13 protein-coding genes are annotated in these 20,264 nt (G+C 60.9%); 4 read left to right on the top strand and 9 right to left on the bottom strand.

Annotation, left to right across the window (positions count from 1 at the left end):
• Positions 1–9: 9 nt before the first annotated feature.
• The 7 genes from AC1RQB_RS14970 to AC1RQB_RS14940 all read right to left on the bottom strand — a co-directional run bounded on the left by AC1RQB_RS14970 (position 10) and on the right by AC1RQB_RS14940 (position 10,908).
• Positions 10–2,724 (bottom strand): nitrate reductase, encoded by a 2,715-nt coding sequence (locus AC1RQB_RS14970; RefSeq protein ID WP_063343013.1) that lies wholly within the window; start codon positions 2,722–2,724, stop codon positions 10–12.
• Entirely contained in the window at positions 2,724–3,041 is a 318-nt protein-coding gene (gene nirD / locus AC1RQB_RS14965; protein ID WP_008074088.1) for a nitrite reductase small subunit NirD, read from the bottom strand. The genes AC1RQB_RS14970 and nirD overlap by 1 nt, the downstream gene beginning before the upstream one ends.
• Entirely contained in the window at positions 3,038–5,491 is a 2,454-nt protein-coding gene (nirB, locus tag AC1RQB_RS14960) for a nitrite reductase large subunit NirB (protein WP_063343014.1), read from the bottom strand. The genes nirD and nirB overlap by 4 nt, the downstream gene beginning before the upstream one ends.
• 387 nt (positions 5,492–5,878) lie before the next feature.
• Positions 5,879–7,549: a bifunctional protein-serine/threonine kinase/phosphatase gene (locus AC1RQB_RS14955; protein WP_063343015.1), complete on the bottom strand. Its 1,671-nt coding sequence runs from the start codon at positions 7,547–7,549 to the stop codon at positions 5,879–5,881.
• A gap of 7 nt (positions 7,550–7,556) precedes the next feature.
• A complete protein-coding gene (locus tag AC1RQB_RS14950; protein WP_063343016.1) occupies positions 7,557–8,768 on the bottom strand; it encodes a nitrate/nitrite transporter in 1,212 nt (403 codons plus the stop codon).
• Positions 8,769–9,105: 337 nt separating this feature from the next.
• Entirely contained in the window at positions 9,106–9,681 is a 576-nt protein-coding gene (locus AC1RQB_RS14945) for an ANTAR domain-containing response regulator (protein WP_007896978.1), read from the bottom strand.
• A gap of 15 nt (positions 9,682–9,696) precedes the next feature.
• Entirely contained in the window at positions 9,697–10,908 is a 1,212-nt protein-coding gene (locus AC1RQB_RS14940; protein ID WP_063343017.1) for a CmpA/NrtA family ABC transporter substrate-binding protein, read from the bottom strand.
• Between the two features lie 230 nt (positions 10,909–11,138).
• Between AC1RQB_RS14940 and AC1RQB_RS14935 the strand changes: the two genes are divergently transcribed.
• Positions 11,139–12,158: a quinone-dependent dihydroorotate dehydrogenase gene (locus AC1RQB_RS14935; RefSeq protein WP_008074083.1), complete on the top strand. Its 1,020-nt coding sequence runs from the start codon at positions 11,139–11,141 to the stop codon at positions 12,156–12,158.
• A 302-nt stretch (positions 12,159–12,460) separates the two neighbouring features.
• On the opposite strand, the gene rmf is transcribed toward AC1RQB_RS14935, so the two are convergent.
• Entirely contained in the window at positions 12,461–12,676 is a 216-nt protein-coding gene (gene rmf, locus AC1RQB_RS14930; RefSeq protein ID WP_003223300.1) for a ribosome modulation factor, read from the bottom strand.
• Between the two features lie 530 nt (positions 12,677–13,206).
• Here rmf and rlmKL point away from each other — a divergent pair.
• Both rlmKL and AC1RQB_RS14920 read left to right on the top strand, forming a co-directional pair.
• The gene (gene rlmKL / locus AC1RQB_RS14925) at positions 13,207–15,477 is read left to right on the top strand and encodes a bifunctional 23S rRNA (guanine(2069)-N(7))-methyltransferase RlmK/23S rRNA (guanine(2445)-N(2))-methyltransferase RlmL (RefSeq protein WP_063343018.1); all 2,271 of its coding nucleotides are present in this window, start codon (positions 13,207–13,209) and stop codon (positions 15,475–15,477) included.
• A 142-nt stretch (positions 15,478–15,619) separates the two neighbouring features.
• Positions 15,620–18,010: a sensor domain-containing diguanylate cyclase gene (locus AC1RQB_RS14920; protein WP_063343019.1), complete on the top strand. Its 2,391-nt coding sequence runs from the start codon at positions 15,620–15,622 to the stop codon at positions 18,008–18,010.
• Positions 18,011–18,179: 169 nt separating this feature from the next.
• On the opposite strand, the gene dacB is transcribed toward AC1RQB_RS14920, so the two are convergent.
• Entirely contained in the window at positions 18,180–19,640 is a 1,461-nt protein-coding gene (dacB, locus tag AC1RQB_RS14915) for a D-alanyl-D-alanine carboxypeptidase/D-alanyl-D-alanine endopeptidase (protein ID WP_008074080.1), read from the bottom strand.
• Between the two features lie 234 nt (positions 19,641–19,874).
• Between dacB and AC1RQB_RS14910 the strand changes: the two genes are divergently transcribed.
• Entirely contained in the window at positions 19,875–20,219 is a 345-nt protein-coding gene (locus AC1RQB_RS14910) for a YggL family protein (protein ID WP_007896965.1), read from the top strand.
• The last annotated feature ends 45 nt before the right edge of the window (positions 20,220–20,264 follow it).

Below are 20,264 nucleotides of genomic sequence, written 5' to 3'. Positions count from 1 at the left end.
GTGTTTTCCTCACGAGATGACGGCGACTGGCTGCGCGGTGGCGGCCAGCAAACGCTTGATTTCCGGGACGCAGGAGCCGCATTGCGTGCCACAACCCAGTTCTTGTTTCAAACCCTGCAAATCCAGGCCACGGCCAATGCCGGCACACACCGCGTTCTGGCTGACGTTCATGCAGTTGCACAGGGTTTTGGTGCCCGATGCCGGACCGCCAGCGCTGCCCGGTGGCGCACTCAAAGGCGCCAGCAGCCAACGGCGTAGCTGTTCGTCGGCGCGACCTTCGAGCCACAGGCTTTGCAGCCAGTGTTGGGCCAGCGTTTCACCGGCCAGGCGAATCGCGGTGATCCGACCGTTCTCGATCCGTACCCGCTTGCCGATCGAACGCCGAGGATCGTCGTAGGCCAATACTGGGCCTTCGTTGAGCCCCAGGCATTGATCGATATCACGCAACAACTGCGGCTCCGGGGCGGCGGCGCTGGCGGCACGTATCAGCAGCGCAGGACGCTCACGGCCGGTCAGGCTGAGGCTGGCGTAGGAAAACGCCTCGCAGAGCGGTCGTAGCGTCTCCAAATGCTGTTGAACATCGCCCTCTATCAGGGCGAAAAGCTGCCAGGGCAATTGCACAGGCTCGAGTCGCACACCGCTGTGTTTGAGTTCCGGTTGTTTCGACAAGGGGTCGAAGGCGGGAAGGGTGAGGGTATTCACGCCGCCCTTGAGAAAGCGGTCGCCCCAATGCATGGGCAGAAACGCCTGGCCCGGACGTACGCTGTCATCGCTGCTGACCGGCACGATCACCGAGCCCCGGCGACTTTTCAGGTTGATCAGATCGCCAGGTTGCAGGCGATGCCGACGCAGTTCATCCGGGTGCAGGCTCAACACGGCTTCACTGACATGGCCGAATAGCTGCGCGGCGGTGCCGGTGCGGCTCATACCGTGCCATTGATCGCGCAGGCGGCCGGTGATCAGGGTCAGGGGGAAGCGCGCATCGCGTTGTTCCTTGGCGGCGCGATACGGGTCGGTGATGAACTGTGCACGCCCGCTGGCGGTCGGGAAAACTCCGTCGAGATACAGCCGCGCCGTGCCTTCGCGGGCCCCGGCGGGGAAGGGCCATTGCTGCGGGCCGAGCTGGTCGATCAGCGCATGGCTGATTCCGGAGAGGTCGAGGTCGCGGCCGCGAGTCAGGTGTTTGTATTCGTCGAAGACCTGCGCCGGGGTTTCAAAGGCAAACAGGCTGGTGGCTCCAGGGCGCAGATGTTTTTCCAGGCGCTGTGCGAAATCCACGGTGATTGCCCAGTCGGACCGTGCTTCACCGGGTGCGCCGATGGCCCGGCGGACGTGGGAAATGCGCCGTTCGGAGTTGGTGACCGTGCCGTCCTTTTCACCCCAGCTGGCGGCGGGCAGCAGCAAGTCGGCGAACGCGGCGGTTTCGGTGGTGCGAAAGGCTTCCTGCAACACCACGAACGGACAGGCCTGCAGTGCCTCGCGCACAGCGGTCTGGTCCGGCAGCGACTGTGCAGGGTTAGTGCAGGCGATCCACAGGGCTTTGATCTTGCCGCTGCGCATCTGCTCGAACAGCTCGATGGCCGTCAGGCCGGTGTTCGCGGGCAGTTGATCAACGCCCCAGTAGTCAGCCACTTGTGCGCGGTGTTCGGCATTGGCCGCTTCGCGATGGCCTGGCAGCAGGTTCGACAAACTGCCGGTTTCCCGGCCGCCCATGGCATTTGGCTGACCAGTCAGCGAGAAAGGTCCTGCACCGGGCCGGCCGATTTGTCCGGTGGCCAGGTGCAGGTTGATCAACGCGCTGTTCTTCGCGCTGCCGGCAGTGGACTGATTCAGCCCCATGCACCACAGCGACAGAAAGCTCGGTGAAGTGCCGACCCATTGCGCGCATTGCTGCAGTTGCTCGACGCTGATGCCGCACAGTTGCGACACCATTGTCGGGGTGTAATCACGCACCAGGTTTTTCAGCTCGGCCAGGCCTTCGGTGTGGGCCTTGATGAAGTCGCGGTCGACCCAGTCTTCCCACAGCAACAGGTGCAAAATCCCATGGAACAAGGCGACATCGGTGCCGGGCAGAATCGCCAAATGCATGTCGGCCAAATCGCAGGTGTCGGTGCGCCGTGGGTCGATGACGATGACTTTCATCTGTGGGCGGCGGGATTTCGCTTCTTCCAGGCGACGAAACAGAACCGGGTGGGCGTAGGCCATGTTGCTGCCGACGATCATCACGCAGTCGCTCAATTCCAGGTCTTCGTAGTTGCAGGGCGGAGCGTCGGCGCCGAGGCTGCGCTTGTAGCCGACCACCGCTGAAGACATGCACAGCCGTGAATTACTGTCGATGTTGTTGGTGCCCACCAGCGCTCGTGCCAGTTTGTTGAAGGCGTAGTAGTCCTCGGTCAGCAATTGCCCGGAGATATAGAACGCAACGCTGTCCGGGCCATGCTCGGCGATGGTTTCGGCGAAGACGTTGGCGGCGTGATCGAGGGCAGTGTCCCAGTCGGTGCGGCTGCGGGCCAGGCCTTTGCCCAAGCGCAGTTCCGGGTACAACGCCCGTGCCGTCAGGTCGCCGGTCAGGTGCAGGGTCGAACCTTTACTGCACAATTTGCCGAAGTTGGCCGGGTGCGCCGGATCGCCGCTGACGCCGAGGATGCGCTCGCCGTCGTGCTCGATCAGCACACCACAGCCGACCCCGCAGTAGCAGCAGGTGGAGGCGGTGATCTGGTTCATCAGCTTGCTTCCCGCAGGGACAGCAGCACCCGGCCGTTCTCGACCCGTGCCGAATGATGGTGGGCGCAGCCAATATCAGGGGCCTGGGCCTCGCCGGTTTCCAGGTCGATCTGCCAGTTGTGCAGCGGGCAGGCCACTCGTTTGCCGTAGATCAAACCCTGGGACAACGGCCCGCCCTTGTGCGGGCAGCGATCGTCGAGGGCGAAAACCTCATCGTCGCTCGTACGAAAAATCGCGATGTCGCCTTTCGGGCCGGCGATGATCCGCGAGCCAAGGGTGTTGATCTCTTCCAGTGCGCAGATATCCAGCCAGTTCATGCCTGCACCTCCAGGTTCTTCACGGGAATGACCTCGAATTCTTTTTTCAGCAGCGGCTGTTCGAGGCGTTCCTTCCAGGGGTCCTGCTCGAACGACAGGGAAAATTGCAGGCGATCGTTCAGTGCCTTGCGTCGTTCCGGGTCTTCCAGCACGGCTTTCTTGATGTGTTCCATACCGACCCGTTGCAGGTAGTGCACGGTGCGCTCGAGGTAGAAGGCTTCTTCGCGATACAGCTGCAGGAAAGCGCCGTTGTATTCGCGCACTTCTTCGGCGGTTTTCAGTTTGACGAAGAACTCCGCGACTTCGGTTTTGATCCCGCCGTTGCCACCGATGTACATCTCCCAGCCGGAATCCACGCCGATAATTCCGACGTCTTTGATCCCCGCTTCCGAGCAGTTGCGTGGGCAACCGGAGACGGCCAGTTTCACTTTGTGCGGCGACCACATGTTGAACAGGTCGTGCTCAAGCTCGATGCCCAGTTGCGTGGAGTTCTGGGTGCCGAAGCGGCAGAACTCGCTGCCGACACAGGTTTTTACCGTGCGGATGGATTTGCCGTAGGCGTGACCGGACGGCATGTCCAGGTCTTTCCAGACGCCTGGCAGGTCCTGCTTTTTGATCCCCAGCAAGTCGATGCGCTGGCCGCCGGTGACCTTGACCATCGGCACGTTGTACTTGTCGGCCACGTCGGCAATGCGCCGCAGCTCTGAAGGATTGGTCACACCGCCCCACATCCGCGGGACTACAGAGTAAGTGCCGTCTTTCTGAATGTTGGCGTGGGCGCGTTCGTTGATCAGGCGCGATTGTGGATCGTCCTTGGCTTCGCCGGGCCAAGTGGAAATCAGGTAGTAGTTGAGCGCCGGACGGCACGTGGCGCAACCGTTCGGGGTGCGCCAGTTCAGGTAGCTCATAGTGCCGGCGATGGTCAGCAGGTGCTGGTCGCGGATGGCCTGGCGGATTTGCCCGTGGTTGAGGTCACTGCAACCGCAGATGGCTTTCTCGCTTTTCGGCTTGACGTCCGCCGCACCGCCCACGGTGTTGATCAGGATCTGCTCGACGAGGCCGGCGCAGGAGCCGCAAGAACTGGCAGCTTTGGTATGTTTTTTCACGTCATCGACGCTGAACAGGCCATGTTCCTGGATGGCCTTGACGATGGTGCCTTTGCACACGCCATTGCAGCCGCAGACTTCGGCGGTGTCGGCCATGCTCATGGCTTTGTCCTGGCCCTGGTGTCCTACGTCGCCCAAGGCGTTTTCGCCGAACATCAGGTGATCGCGGATCTCGCCGATGGCATGGTTCTCACGAATCTGCCGGAAATACCAACCGCCATCTGCCGTATCGCCGTACAGACAAGCCCCGACCAGCACGTCATCCTTGATCACCAGTTTTTTGTAGACCCCACCGATCGGGTCGGAGAGGGTGATGGTCTCGGTGCCTTCGCCGCCCATGAAGTCGCCGGCGGAAAACAGGTCGATGCCGGTGACTTTCAATTTGGTCGACGTCACCGAGCCCTTGTAGGTGGCGAAACCCAGTTGGGCGAGGTGGTTGGCGCACACCTTGGCCTGTTCGAACAGCGGCGCGACCAGGCCGTAGGCGATGCCACGGTGGCTGGCGCATTCGCCGATGGCGTAGACCCGAGGGTCGTAGGTTTGCAGGGTGTCGTTGACCAGAATCCCGCGGCTGCAAGGGATGCCGGATTTTTCCGCGAGCTCGGTGTTGGGACGAATACCGGCGGCCATCACCACCAGGTCGGCAGGGATGATGTCGCCGTTCTTGAACTCAACCGAGCCAACCCGGCCGTTGCCGGCGTCGTGTAGGGCCTGGGTCTGTTCGCACAGGCGGAAATGCAGGCCTCGGGCTTCCAGGGCGGTTTGCAGGAGTTGGCCGCTGGTTTTGTCCAGTTGCCGTTCCAGCAACCATTCGCCGATGTGCACCACGGTGACGTGCATGCCGCGCAGCATCAGGCCGTTGGCGGCTTCAAGGCCCAGCAGGCCGCCGCCGATGACCACGGCATGCTTGTGCGTCTTGGCGGTGTCGATCATCGCCTGGGTGTCGGCAATGTCGCGGTAGCCGATCACGCCCTGCAAGGTATTGCCAGGGATCGGCAGGATGAACGGGGTCGAGCCGGTGGCAATCAGCAGGCGGTCGTATTCGGCCTCGGTGCCGTCTTCGGCGATGACCCGACGTTTGACCCGGTCGATCTCTACTACTTTGCGGTTGAGCAACAACTTGATGTTGTTTTCCAGGTACCAGTCCAGATCGTTGAGCACGATCTCCTCGAAGGTCTGTTCGCCGGCCAATACAGGCGACAGCAGGATGCGGTTGTAGTTGGTATGGGGTTCGGCGCCGAAGACCGTGATGTCGTACAGCTCATTACTCAGCTTGAGCAGTTCTTCCAGGGTACGAACCCCGGCCATGCCGTTGCCGATCATCACTAGTTTTAGTTTTTTCATCAGGTTCTCCGGGGAGCTCGGGCCTGCCTCATCAGGGCATTCAGGCCTTGCTCGACAAAATTTTGCGCAAACAAAAAAAGGCGTCCCGCTAGTTAACTAGCGAGGACGCCTTTGTCCTTGTCCCGTTCTCTCGGGCAGCGCAGCCTTCTACGTTGAAGGTTGGGCTTTATGTATGTTGGGAAAGGTAATGCAGTGGTTGTGCCAAGTCGCACAAATGCGGAATTTATGGGCTCTCAGCACGGGAGGAGGGTGTTTGTGTGCACCGGTTCAAGGCGCGATGCCCGGTTTTGAAGCAGAAAAAGATCAAAAGATCGCAGGCTTCGCCAGCTCCTACAGGAGATCGTGGGCACCCGTAGGAGCTGCCGAAGGCTGCGATCTTTTGATCTTTTAACCATGAAACAGCAAAAACAGCAGCACCAGATTCACCAGCAACGACACCAGCGCCAACGTCCGCCAGACTTTCAGCGGTTCGCGCTCCAGCAACGGTCTGGGGCGCACGCTCAAACTGCGGCGTTCTCCCTGTTCCAGTAGCAACAACCATTCTTCCGCTGTTTCAAAGCGCTGATCCGGAGCTGCCGCCACCGCGCGCTCCAGACTTTGCGCAATCCATTCCGGCAGGTCGGGCCGGTAGCGACTGGCGCTGACAGGCACACCAAACCGAGGGCGCTGGAACGCTTCGATTTCGCCGTAGGGATAATGCCCGGTCAGCAGGTAATACAAGGTCACGCCGACCGCATACAAATCCTGTTGTGGTGTAGGAGGGTCGCCTCGAAAAGCTTCCGGCGCGATATAGCTGGGCGTTCCGGGCAGGGCGCAAGCTTGATCTTCGGACAGCCCGGGACAGTAGGCGAGGCCGAAATCCAGCAGGCGCAACTCGCCGTCGTCCCCCAGCAGCAGGTTCTCCGGTTTGATATCGCGATGCAGAATCTGCCGTCGATGCAAGATGCCGATGGCCCGCAGCAGGCGTTCGGCCAGGTCCAGCCATTGAGCCAATGGCAGCGTTGCGACACGCTCATGCAGCTCAGCCAAGGTCGACCCGGAATATTCCCGCATCACGTAGTACAAATGCTGACGCTGACTGGCGGCATGGACTTCAGGGAAATGCCGCCCGGCCACCCGTTTGAGAAACCATTCCTCCGACAACAATGCCTGCCCGGCCTGATGATCGTCACGGAGCGCACCGGGCAAGGTTTTCAGCAGCCAGGGCTGTTGTTGTGCGTCGCGCACCCGGTAGAGCAGCGATTGCTGGCTCTGGCCGAGGATCCCTTCGACCTGCCAGCCTTCGAAGGTCTGGCCCGGCTTCAGCGCTGGCGGGAGCGGCCATTGCTGCAGATGAATCAGCGCGTCGCCAATGCTGGTTTCACCGAGGGCATCGACCCGCACCAACAGGGCGCTGGCGTTGTCCTGACTGCCGGCCAGATGTGCAGCGTTGACCAGGGTCTGCGCGGCACTGTTCAGGTCAGGTTGATCGCGCAGAATCGCCGCAATGGCCGTGTCGCCCAGTACGGCCCAGATGCCGTCGCTGAGCAGCACGAAACTCTCGTTCAGGCGCAGTTCACCATCGAGAAAGTCCAGCACCAGGTGTTGATCCAGCCCAAGGGCCCGCTTGAGCACATGTTGCATGCCCGGCTGGTCCCAGACGTGATCCTCACTCACCCGTTGCAGCGTGTCGGCGTGCCAGCGATAAACCCGGCAATCGCCGACATGCGCCAGGGTGAAACGCCGGCCGCGCATCACCAAGGCACTGACCGTGGTCAGCAGCGGTTGCCCGCCGCCGTTAGCCTGCAACCAGCGATTTTGCGCCAGTAGCAGACGGTCCAATGCCTGGGCGACGCCCCAGGTTTCCGGGGTGGCGTAGTAATCCAGCGCCAGGGCCTGCAAGGTCGAACGGGCCGCGAGCCCGCCATCGGCACATTGGCTGACGCCGTCGGCGATGGCGAACAGGTAACCCTTGCTCGCCGCCAGCGCCGGGGCCGGAGTGACCAGGCGCACAGCGTCCTGGTTCTCTTCGCGAGGGCCGATGGCGCTGTGTTCGGCGAAGCTCAGTTGCAGGCTCATTCAGTCCTCACACCCGTGCTGCGGTGACGGCTGCCGAACCCCAAGTGGTTCTCCAGCGACGTTTCACACCGTGCAGACCGAACCAGGCCAATACGCCGAGACTAGCGAACAACCACAAGGCCATTTGATAGCTGCCGGTGCTTTGCTTGATCGCGCCCATGCCGGCCGCCAGTGCGAAGCCACCGATGCCGCCGGCCATGCCGATCAGGCCGGTCATCACACCGATCTCCCGACGAAAACGCTGCGGGACCAACTGGAATACCGCACCGTTGCCTGCACCCAAACCGAGCATGGTGCAGACGAAAAGCGCCAACGCGGCGTAGGAACTCGGCAGATTGAAACCTACCGTTGCAATGCAGATCGCTGCCACGGTGTACATCGCCAGCAAGGTGCGAATCCCGCCGAAGCGATCCGCCAGCGCGCCGCCCAATGGACGCATCAGGCTGCCACCGAACACACAAGCGGCGGTGTAGTAGCCGGCAGTCACCGGGCTCAGGCCGTACTGGTCGTTGAAGTAGCCGGGCAGGGCGCTGGCCAGACCGATGAAACCGCCGAAGGTCACGCTATAGAAAAACATGAACCACCAGCTGTCGCGGTCACCCAAGGCCTTGAAGTAGTCAGACACGGACTTGGCTTTCGGGCGCTCGGGTGCATTTTTGGCCAGCCAGGTAAAGACGATCAGGGTCAGGACCAGCGGGATCAGGGCGAAGCCGAACACGTTGCTCCAGCCAAACGCGGCGGCCAGCACCGGGGCAATCAAGGCGGCCAGCACGGTGCCCGAGTTACCGGCACCGGCGATGCCCATGGCTTTGCCTTGGTGCTGCGGCGGGTACCATTGCGAGGCCAACGGCAGGGCGACGGCGAAGGACGCACCGGCCATGCCGAGGAACAGGCCCAGCAACAGTGCGTGCTCGTAACTGTGGATGCCGACTTTCCAGGCGACGAACAGGGCGCAGATGACGATCACCTGGCCGATTATCCCGGCGGTTTTTGGCGACAGGCGATCAGCCAGCAGGCCCATCGCAAAGCGCAATACGGCCCCGGCCAGAATCGGCGTGGCCACCACCAGCCCACGCTGTTGGGTGGTCAGGTGCAGATCAGCGGCGATCTGCACCGCGAGAGGGCCGAGCAGGTACCAGACCATGAAGCTCAGATCGAAATAGAGGAAGGCTGCGAACAGTGTCGGGGTATGGCCGGATTTCCAGAAGCTTGAATTCATCGCGCACCTCAGCTGTCAGGCGTATCAAGAAGGAGTCATGAGCTTGCAGGTGGGGCGCCGCAACGGCCGCACCACCAGCCCCGGTCTCTGGGGCCAAAACGGAAAAACGCCGCTACCCGATCCGCCAGGAGGCGAATGAGGTGAGCGACGTCTTCGTCGTAGGTGGGGCAACCGCCGTTGGTTACCTGTAGTGATTACTTAGCGAGAACTGTGCCAACACGTGAGATCGCGTTATGGCCATCGCGGGCAAGCCCGCTCCCACAGGTTTTGTGGACACCGAAGATCCATGTGGGAGCGGGCTTGCCCGCGATGGCGTCCGCCAATGCACCACAAGGCTTCAGCCAAGCAGTTCACTCATGGCAATGATCTGCTCCGCCACCTGGATCAGCTTCTGCTGGCGGCTCATGGCCTGGCGGCGCATCAGGGTGTAGGCCTGTTCTTCGTTGCAGTCCTTCATCTTCATCAGCAGCCCCTTGGCCAGCTCGATGCGCTTGCGCTCGGCCAGTTGCTGGTCGCGAGCGTGCAGTTGCGCGCGTAGGGCCTGGTCGCTTTCAAAGCGCGCCATGGCCACGTCGAGAATCGGCTGCAAGCGTTGTGCGTGAATGCCTTCGACGATGTAGGCACTGACGCCGGACTTGATCGCGCGGCGCATCACGTCGGGGTCGTGCTCGTCGGTGAACATCACAATCGGCCGTGGTTGGTCACGGGTCACCAGCACCACTTGCTCCATCACATCGCGGCTCGGTGACTCGGTATCGATCAAAATCACGTCCGGGCGCACCGTTTCGACGCGCGCGGGCAGGTCAATGGTCAGGCCGGACTCGTCGATGACCTCGAACCCGGCTTCGGTCAGAGCCGCCTTCAGGCGCCCGACTTTTTTCGCAGTGTCATTGATCAGCAGGATACGCAACATATTCGCAGGCTCCTGTCAGCGGCTGGCGAGAAGGGGAGCGCTGTCGCTCATGGCGTGCAGCGTGAAGCTGCGGGCATAGCCAGCCGGGTCCGAGCCGTCCCAGACTTTGCCGTCGATCAGTTGACTGCTGCGCATTTCCTGACTCCGGGCGGGCACACCGACAGCAGTGGCGGCCTCACGGTAGAAGTCTAGTTGCTGGACCTGACGGGCCACGCCGAGGTAGTCCGGGTCGTCACGCAACAAACCCCAGCGCCGGAACTGGGTCATGAACCACATGCCGTCGGACAAATACGGCAGATTGACCTCGCCACCACCGTGGAAACGCATGGCGTGCGGGTCTTGCCAGCGATTGCCCAGACCGTCGGCGTAATCACCGAGCAAGCGTGGTTCGATGCAGTCGAGCGGTGCATCCAGATATTCCGGCGCACTCAACAGTTGCGCGGTGCTGTGGCGATTTTCGTGGCTGGCTTCGATGAATCGGCTGGCTTCGAGGATTGCCATCACCAATGCCCGTGCGGTGTTGGGGTATTGCTCGACAAAGGCGCGGGTGCAGCCGAGGACTTTTTCCGGGTGATCGGGCCACAGGGTCTGGCTGGTGGCCATCGTAAACCCGAGATTCTGCTGCACCGCACTGGCCGCCCATGGCTCGCCGACGCAGAAACCGTCGATGCGCCCGGCTTGCAGGTGCGCGACCATTTGCGGCGGCGGCACCACCACGCTGTCGACATCCTGCAACGGATGAATGCCCTGACTCGCGAGCCAGTAATACAGCCACATGGCGTGGGTGCCCGTAGGAAATGTCTGAGCGAAGGTCAGTTTTGGGCGACTTTGGTGCACGTGACGATCGAGTGCTTCAGGACTGGTCACACCCAGGGCCTGCAAGCCGTGGGAGAGGTTGATGCTCTGACCGTTCTGGTTCAGGCCCATGAGCACGGCCATGTCGGTGGAGGCTACGCCGCCGATGCCCAGGTGCACGGCGTAAATCAGGCCGTACAGGCTGTGGGCGGCGTCGAGTTCGCCGCTGACCAGTTTGTCACGCAGGTTGGCCCAGGACGATTGGCGCTTGAGGTTCAGAGTCAGGCCATAAGGTTGGGCAAAGCCCTGAGTGGCGGCGACTACCACTGAGGCGCAGTCGCTCAGGGCCATGAAGCCGAGGTTGATTTCAGTCTTTTCCGGGGCATCGCTGCCGTTGACCCAGGCCAGAGGGCCGGCTGATGGTTCGTTCATCGATTTCGCACCTTCCAAAAAAAAGCGTCGTCCCAAGGCCCTTGCGTGGGCAAAGCCGGGTGACGACGCCATTGTCCTTCCACTCATCCCGCCGTTGGCATGAGTGCTGATGCCTGTAATTGGTGCAAGGCATATGCCATCGCCGGCTGATTTTGTTGCGCGCCTCGCCTGTGGGCCCGATGCACGGCTATAATCGCCGCCTCTCATCGCCAACCGAGTCAAGCCTGCCCATGTACACCCTGGCCCGTCAGCTGCTGTTCAAACTTTCCCCGGAAACCTCCCACGATCTGTCCTTGGACCTGATCGGCGCGGGCGGGCGTTTGGGCCTTAACGGTTTGCTGTGCAAGGCACCGGCGAAACTGCCGGTAACGGTCATGGGCCTGGAGTTCCCGAACCCGGTGGGTTTGGCGGCCGGTCTGGACAAGAACGGTGCGGCGATCGATGGTTTTGCCCAATTGGGTTTCGGTTTCGTCGAAATCGGCACCATTACGCCGCGACCGCAACCGGGCAACCCGAAACCACGGATTTTCCGCTTGCCGGACGCCGAGGCGATCATCAACCGCATGGGGTTCAATAACCTCGGCGTCGATCACTTGCTCGCTCGCGTGGCGGCGGCCAAGTACAAGGGCGTGCTGGGCATCAACATCGGCAAGAACTTCGACACCCCGGTTGAACGTGCGGTCGATGACTACCTGATCTGCCTGGACAAGGTCTATGCCCACGCCAGCTACGTGACGGTCAACGTCAGTTCACCGAATACCCCGGGCCTGCGCAGCCTGCAATTCGGCGATTCGCTCAAGCAATTGCTCGCCGACCTGGCCACCCGCCGGGCGGAACTGGCCCTGCGTCACGGCAAGCATGTTCCGTTGGCGATCAAGATCGCGCCGGACATGACTGATGAAGAAACCGTTCAAGTCGCTCAAGCGTTGATCGAAACCGGGATGGACGCGGTGATTGCCACCAACACCACCCTGAGCCGCGTTGGCGTCGAAGGCATGGAGCATGGTGACGAGGCGGGCGGGTTGTCTGGCGCACCGGTTCGCGACAAGAGCACTCACACTGTGAAGGTGCTGGCGGCGGAATTGGCCGGTCGCTTGCCGATCATTGCCGTGGGCGGTATCACTGAAGGCAAGCACGCGGCTGAGAAAATCGCCGCGGGTGCGAGTTTGGTGCAGATTTACTCTGGCTTTATCTATAAAGGCCCGGCGCTGATTCGTGAATCGGTGGATGCCATAGCGGCCCTGCGCTGAAGATTCATCTGCGGCGATGAGGATTAACTGTGGCAAGGGAGCTTGCTCCAGCTGGGCTGCGAAGCGGCCCCAAAACCAGTCAATCAGGTGTGTCAGGTAAAACACGGTTGCAGGGTTTACGACTGCTTCGCAGCCGAGCGGGAGCAAGCTCCCTCGCCACAAAAGCGCTCTTGTAACGGATATATGGGCATAAAAAAGGGCTCCTCGAAGGAGCCCCTGGGCCGAAGCCCGCCGTCCGGATGGGACGTGCGTGGTTAAGTCGTTGCGTAATCAGATTGTCGTGTCGGAGTGTGTGCCCTGTATTAGCCGACGGCGTGAAGTTCGTTGAGTCTGTGGATTCCCGCAGTGCCGGTCATACCGTCCCAGTTGTCGCCGCGTCCTTCTCGCCAGCCATTGATCCAGGCTTGGCGTACCGACGGTAGAGTAAAAGGGCAAAGCTCACGGGATTTACCACCAACGCCATATTGATATCCGCGCAAAAATGCTCTTTCCAACGGATCACGCTTAAGTCTTCTCATAGGGTGTTTCCCTCACTTGTTGACTGTTTTTATCGCGTCGACCTCAATCGAGGTCAGGCAGAAAAATCCTGCCGTTGGCGGCTCGCTGCCGGCGTCGCGAGCCAAGGTGTTGACGCCGTTGCGACGTCAACCTGAGTTGAGTTCTAACCAATGCGTCACACCGAGGGAATGATCGTTTTGTCATAAGAACGTAACCATAAAGATGCTATGGCCATAAGTAACACGATATTTGTCCCGTGTTCATTGGCCAAAGCCCGGTATGATCGGCCCTGCGCGGGATGAGAGGGTTGAGGCCTTTAACGAGAATGACACCCGTTCACTTGGGGACTATTCGACGAAGGGTCGACTTATGACATTTTGTTGCATCAACTTTTTTATCTGCCCTGGCATCTAAGCTCTTTTAACCCGAGCAGTCAGGGTGGGACGGCACACCTTCGTGCCACGCGGGCGTTCTGTTAGAAAAACGCCTGATTGAAAACCGGATCGGCAATGCGTTGCCGGTTCACTTAGCTAAAGGCTCTGGAATTACCATGTCCGATCGTTTCGAACTCTTCCTCACTTGCCCCAAAGGCCTTGAAGGCCTGCTCATCGAGGAAGCCGTCGGGCTTGGCCTTGAGGAAGCACGTGAGCACACCTCGGCTGTGCGCGGCATGGCCACCATGGAAACCGCCTATCGCCTGTGCCTCTGGTCGCGTCTGGCGAACCGCGTGCTGCTGGTGCTCAAGCGCTTCCCGATGAAGGACGCCGAAGACCTCTACCACGGCGTGCTGGATATCGAGTGGCAAGACCACATGCTCAACGATGGCACCCTGGCCGTCGAATTCAGCGGTCACGGTTCGGGCATTGATAACACGCACTTCGGCGCCTTGAAGGTCAAGGATGCAATCGTCGATAAACTGCGCACCCCCCAGGGCGATCGTCCGTCCATCGACAAGCTCAACCCGGACCTGCGCATTCACCTGCGTCTGGACCGTGGCGAAGCGATTTTGTCCCTCGACCTTTCCGGCCATAGCTTGCACCAGCGCGGTTACCGCTTGCAGCAAGGCGCGGCGCCGCTGAAGGAAAACCTCGCGGCGGCGATTCTGATCCGTTCCGGCTGGCCACGGATTGCCGCCGATGGCGGCGCACTGGCTGACCCGATGTGCGGTGTCGGTACGTTCCTGGTCGAAGCCGCGATGATCGCCGCCGACATGGCGCCGAACCTGCGTCGTGAGCAGTGGGGCTTCACCGCCTGGCTCGGTCACGTGCCGGCGCTATGGAAAAAACTTCACGAAGAAGCCACCGAACGCGCCGCAGCTGGCCTGGCCAAGCCACCGCTGTGGATTCGCGGTTACGAAGCTGACCCGCGCCTGATTCAACCGGGCCGCAATAACGTCGAACGTGCCGGCCTGAGCGAGTGGATCAAGATCTACCAGGGCGAAGTCGCGACGTTCGAGCCGCGCCCGGACCAGAACCAGAAAGGTCTGGTGATCTGCAACCCTCCGTACGGCGAGCGTCTGGGCGATGAGGCGAGCCTGCTCTACCTCTACCAGAACCTCGGCGAACGTCTGCGTCAGGCGTGCCTGAACTGGGAAGCGGCGGTGTTCACCGGCGCCCCGGACCTGGGCAAGCGCATGGGCATCCGCAGCCACAAACAGTACTCGTTCTGGAACGGCGCCTTGCCGTGCAAATTGCTGCTGATCAAGGTCACGCCGGACCAATTCGTCACCGGTGAGCGTCGCACCCCGGAACAGCGCCAGATCGAGCGCGAACAGGCCGAATCCGACGCTCCATCGAACATCGAAGCACCGGGCAAATACGAGAAGTACAACAAGAACGGCAACCCGATCAAGCCGGCCCCGGTGGTGATCGAGCAACCGCGCTTGAGCGAAGGCGGGCAGATGTTTGCCAACCGTCTGCAAAAAAACCTCAAGGCCCTCGGTAAGTGGGTCAAGCGTGAAGGTATCGACTGCTACCGCGTCTACGATGCCGACATGCCGGAATATTCCATGGCCATCGACCTGTATCACGACTGGGTCCACGTTCAGGAATACGCCGCTCCGAAATCCATCGATCCGGAAAAAGCCTCGGCACGGATGTTCGATGCCCTGGCGGCGATCCCGCAAGCGTTGAACATCGACAAGAACCGCGTGGTGGTCAAACGTCGCGAGCGTCAGAGCGGCACCAAGCAGTACGAACGCCAGAGCGCACAGGGCAAGTTCAATGAGGTCAACGAAGGCGGCGTGAAGCTGCTGGTGAACCTCACCGACTACCTCGACACCGGGCTGTTCCTCGACCACCGGCCGATGCGCATGCGAATCCAGAAAGAGGCGGCCGGCAAGCGCTTCCTCAACCTGTATTGCTACACCGCGACCGCCAGCGTTCATGCAGCCAAGGGCGGTGCGCGCAGCACCACCAGCGTCGACCTGTCGAAAACCTATCTGGATTGGGCGCGTCGCAACCTGTCGCTGAACGGTTTTTCCGACAAAAACCGTCTGGAACAGGGCGATGTGATGGTCTGGCTCGATGCCTGCCGTGACGAGTACGACCTGATCTTCATCGACCCGCCGACCTTCTCCAACTCCAAGCGCATGGAAGGGATCTTCGACGTGCAGCGTGATCAGGTGCAGTTGATCGACTTGGCGATGGCACGTCTGGCGCCGGGCGGGGTGTTGTACTTCTCCAACAACTTCCGCAAGTTCCAGCTCGAGGAAAACCTCACCGAGCGTTATGCCGTTGAAGAAATCACCGCCCAGACAATCGATCCGGATTTCGCCCGTAATGGCAAGATCCACCGTGCGTGGAAGATCACTGCTCGCTGACACTTGAGCCTGATTGGATCCAGAGCCTTGATTTTTAAAGGCTCTTGGGTTCTTTCAGTGCTGGTCAAATTAGTGGCTAATAGCTATAACTCAATGCATGGCCAATGGGCTTTTCCGGCACCTGGCGTTTTGAGTTGTATCTATGTCGCTGCACGCCGTGCGCCCCAAGATCCTGGGTTTTATCCGCGAAGATGTTTCGGCCTGGCTGGTCGCACTGTTGGCATTGCTTGTCGGCGGTGTTCTCACGGGATTGCTGGCCTGGGCGACGTTCAATCAGTTTCATCAGCAATTGCGGCAACGTTTCCAGCTGCTCACCAGTGAACGTTACAGCCGTATCGAAGAACGTTTCGAAGATCAGGAGCAGCGCCTTGACGGCCTGCGTCGGTTCTTCGTCAATTCCGAATCGGTGTCCCGCGAGGAATTTGACGGTTACGCCAAACCTCTTTTGCGTCGCACCCAGGCCTACTCCTGGGCCCCTCGGGTTTCCCGCACCGAACGACCGCTACTTGAACGCGCGGTGAGCGCAGAGGGATTGAGCGATTTCACCTTTCGCGAACTCAACGCCGATGGTCAGTTGCAATCAGCCGGCTTGCGAGATGAGTACGTGCCCGTGCTCTACACCCAAACCCAAAGCCGAATGCCCACGCCGCTGGGTTACGACCTGCTGGCCCAGCCCCTGCGCCGTTCGACCCTGGAACGCGCCGATCGCAATGGCCGTATGGCCGTGTCGCAACCGTTGCATCTGGTAGGCATCGAGCCCGCCTATTCGCGGGGCGTGTTGCTAGTGGCTCCGGTCATCCATCAGAACATCCTCAATGCTGCGCCCGCCGGCTATGTCATGGCGGTGATCAGCATGCGTCAGCTGCTGGCGGACGGGCTGCCGGAAGGGAATCAGGACTCTCTCTCGGTGCGTATCCTCGATTTGTCCACCGCGGATCAGCACGAAGTATTGTACGAGTCGACCAACACGGCAGGGGCCAGTGGCTTGTCCTCCACGCGTTTGCTACGTCTGGCCGACCATGACTATCAAGTGGATATGCGTCCCAGCGCCGCGTTCCTGAAAGCCAACCATTCCTCGGTGGCCAGCCTGGTGGTACTCGGCGGTTTGCTCAGCCTGCTGCTCAGTGTGTTTCTCTATGTGTTGGTCAGCCAGCGCCAGCGAGCGCTGAAAATGGTGGAGCTGCGGACCCAGGAACTTCACGACCGTGAGCAAGAGTTGCGAGGCACCCATGGCCAGTTGCGCGGTGTGCTGGATGCTGCGACTCAGGTGGCAATCATCGCCACCGACTTGCGCGGGGTGATCAGCACCTTCAACGCCGGTGCAGAGCAAATGCTCGGTTACACCAGTGCTCAGGTCGTAGGCCATATGACCCTGGAAAGCCTGCACCTGCCCCGGGAACTCGAAGCGCGCTCGGCCGAGTTGAGCGCGCGCTATGGCAAGCCCATCCCGACGTGTCAGGCGATGCTGGTCGAAGGCGGGGAAGAGGGCGGTCACGAAGCCCGTGAGTGGACGCTGGTGCGCCACGACGCCAGTCACTTGACGGTGAACATGCTGGCGACCCCGGTACTCGACGAGCATGGCTTGTGGGTCGGGCACCTGGCGATTTGTATCGATATCACCGAACGCAAGCGCGTCCACGAGGCCCTGGCGGCACGTGACCTGTTGTTGAAGAAACTCAGCGCCCATGTGCCCGGCGGGATCTACCAGTTCAAGATGGAATTCGATGGGCGCTTCAGCGTGATCTACGCCAGCGACGGTATGCGCGATATCTACGAACTCGAGCCGGAGGTGCTGTTGCTCAACGCCGAAGCGGTGTTCGCGCGGATTCATCCTCAGGACACGCGCCGGGTCCGCGCTTCGATCCTGGCCTCGGCGGACACCCTCAGCCCCTGGCGTGAAGAGTACCGCGTGCAATTGCCTGAGCGCGGTCTGCGTTGGGTCCGCGGCGAAGCGACGCCGGAGGAACTGCCTGGTGGCGGTGTTCTGTGGCATGGCTACATTTCCGACATCTCCGACCTCAAGCGAGTGGAAGAGGAATTGCGCGCACTGTCGGTGACCGACTCCCTGACCGGGATCCATAACCGTCGCTACTTCCAGGAGCGCCTGACCACCGAAATGGCTCGGGTCGAGCGCGGCGGTGGCGAGTTGTCGGTGATCATGCTCGACATCGATCACTTCAAACGCATCAACGATCAGCACGGTCATGCCGTGGGTGATCGGGTATTGCAGGCCGTGTGCGAGCGCATTGGCGGTCGCTTGCGGCGCACCGATGTGTTCTGTCGCCTGGGCGGTGAAGAGTTCATGGTGCTTTGCCCGGATATCGACGGCGAACAGGCCCTCGTGCTGGCCGTGGAGTTGTGGCAAGGGTTGCGCAGTGCGCCGATCGACGAGGTCGGGATCGTCACCGCGAGTTTCGGGATTGCCAGTTGGCGGGCCGGAGAGGGCGCGGATGCGCTGCTGTTGCGGGCGGACTCAGGGGTATATGCGGCGAAGCAGGCGGGAAGGGATCGGGTTGAGGGGCAGATGAGCTAAGACAGCATGCGGACCCTGTGGGAGCGAATTGTGGCGAGGGGGTTGTGTGATCGTTCCCACGCTCTGCGTGGGAATGCCTCAATGGACGCTCCGCGTCCGCTTTGGCAGTGACGCAGAGCGTCACCGGCTGCATTCCCACGCAGAGCGTGGGAACGATCGGATTGGGGGGTTACAACACCGAAGCCGTTTCCGGCAGTTTCGGCTGGCGGTACAAATCCAGCAGCACCTGATCCAGCACCGAGGAGGCGCCAAACGGTGCCTTGTCGTTGAGGATCGCCACCACCGCCCAGGTATTGCCATTGATGTCGCGGCTGTAGCCGGAGATGGCGCGTACGGTGTTCAGGGTGCCGGTCTTGACGTGGGCTTCACCGCGCATCGCGGTGGTCTTCAGGCGTTTGCGCATGGTGCCGTCGGTGCCGGCGATTGGCATCGAGCTGATGAACTCGGCGGAATACGGGCTGCGCCAGGCGGCTTGCAGCATCGCGGCCATTTCACGGGCACTCACGCGCTCGGCGCGGGACAGGCCGGAGCCGTTCTCCATCACCAGGTGTGGCGCAGTGATGCCTTTCTTCGCCAGCCACTGACGCACAACGCGCTGGGCTGCCTTGGCATCATCACCGTCGGCATCCGTGCGGAACTTCTGGCCCAGGCTCAGGAACAACTGCTGAGCCATGGTGTTGTTACTGTATTTGTTGATGTCGCGAATGATCTCCGCCAGGTCTGGCGAGTAGGCCCGGGCCAGCACCTTGGCGTTGCTCGGCGTCGGTGCCAGACGATCCTGGCCCTGGATGCTGCCGCCCAATTCCTTCCAGATCGCCCGCACAGCGCCAGCGGTGTAGGTCGCGTGGTCGAGCAGCGACAGGTAGGTCTGGGAGCTGCAGCCTTCGCCCAGCTGACCGCCGACGGTCACGGTGACGCTGCCATCAGCCTGGGGCACCGGGTTGTAACGCACGCCACCGGTGCATTGCTTGGAGTTGAGCGCCTTGACCTGATTGTCGATGCGGATGCTGGCAATCGGCGGCTCGACCGACACCAGGACCTTGCCCGAGTCGTTGCGGGCCACGAAGCGCAGGGCCTTGAGGTTGACCAATAGCGCGTCGGGCTTGACCAGGAACGGCTTGTTATCGTCGTTGCCGTCGTCATTGAATTCAGGCAGTTGCGGTTGCACGAAGAAGCCGCGATCCAGCACCAGGTCGCCGGTGACCTGGGTCACGCCGTTGGCGCGCAAATCGCGCATCAGCAGCCAGAGTTTTTCCATGTTGAGCTTCGGATCGCCGCCACCCTTGAGGTAGAGGTTGCCGTTGAGGATGCCGCCGCTGAGGGTGCCGTCGGTGTAGAACTCGGTTTTCCACTGGTGGTTCGGGCCGAGCATTTCCAGCGCGGCGTACGTGGTCACCAGCTTCATGGTCGAGGCCGGGTTAACCGAAACATCAGCGTTATGAATGGTTGGGGTGCCCGGGCCGTTGAGCGGGATCATCACCAGCGACAGGGCACTGTCTTGCAGTTTGCTGGCCTTAAGGGCCTTTTCGACGTTGGGCGACAGGGCGGTGTTGATCGAGGCGGCGGAAACGGGGAGGGCCAGGGGCAGAAGAAGGCTGGCCAGCAGCAATGGACGCAAAGATTTGATCATTTGAAATAAAACCCTACAGCCGAGGGGAAAAAAGACGAGGGCATGGAGATAAATTCCCTCAGCGGTCATGAAAGTGTCGGCATTATGCCCCAAGGTGTAACAGCTTGTGCCGTACCCCGGTCGTCTAATCCGCTATTTTTTTACCGGCGGTAGGTGTTGCGGCATTCTGAGACGGGCAATCGGCGCCTTAAACTGCTAAAGTGCGGCCCGTTAATACTTTTGAGGATTGTTCCAATGGCGACTAACCGTTCCCAGCGTCTGCGCAAAAAACTGTGCGTCGATGAATTTCAAGAGCTGGGTTTCGAACTGAACCTGGATTTCAAAGAAGATTTGGCTGATGAAGCCATTGATGCTTTCCTCGACGCGTTCCTGAAAGAAGCCATGGAAGCCAACGGTCTGGGCTATGTTGGCGGCGACGACTTCGGTCTGGTTTGCCTGCAAAAGCGTGGCTCGGTCTCCGAAGAGCAGCGCGCCGCTGTTGAAGCCTGGCTCAAAGGCCGCAGCGAACTGACCGAAGCAACCGTCAGCCCGCTGATCGACGTCTGGTACCCGGAAAAGCCGATCAATCCGGTAGCTTGATGTTCTAAAAAACGGCGACCCAAGGGTCGCCGTTTTTTTTGAAGA

The organism is Pseudomonas sp. GW822-FHT02E03, from assembly GCF_058802325.1.
Note: the sequence above shows the minus strand (reverse complement) of the source record. Positions and strands in the feature narration are given on the sequence as shown.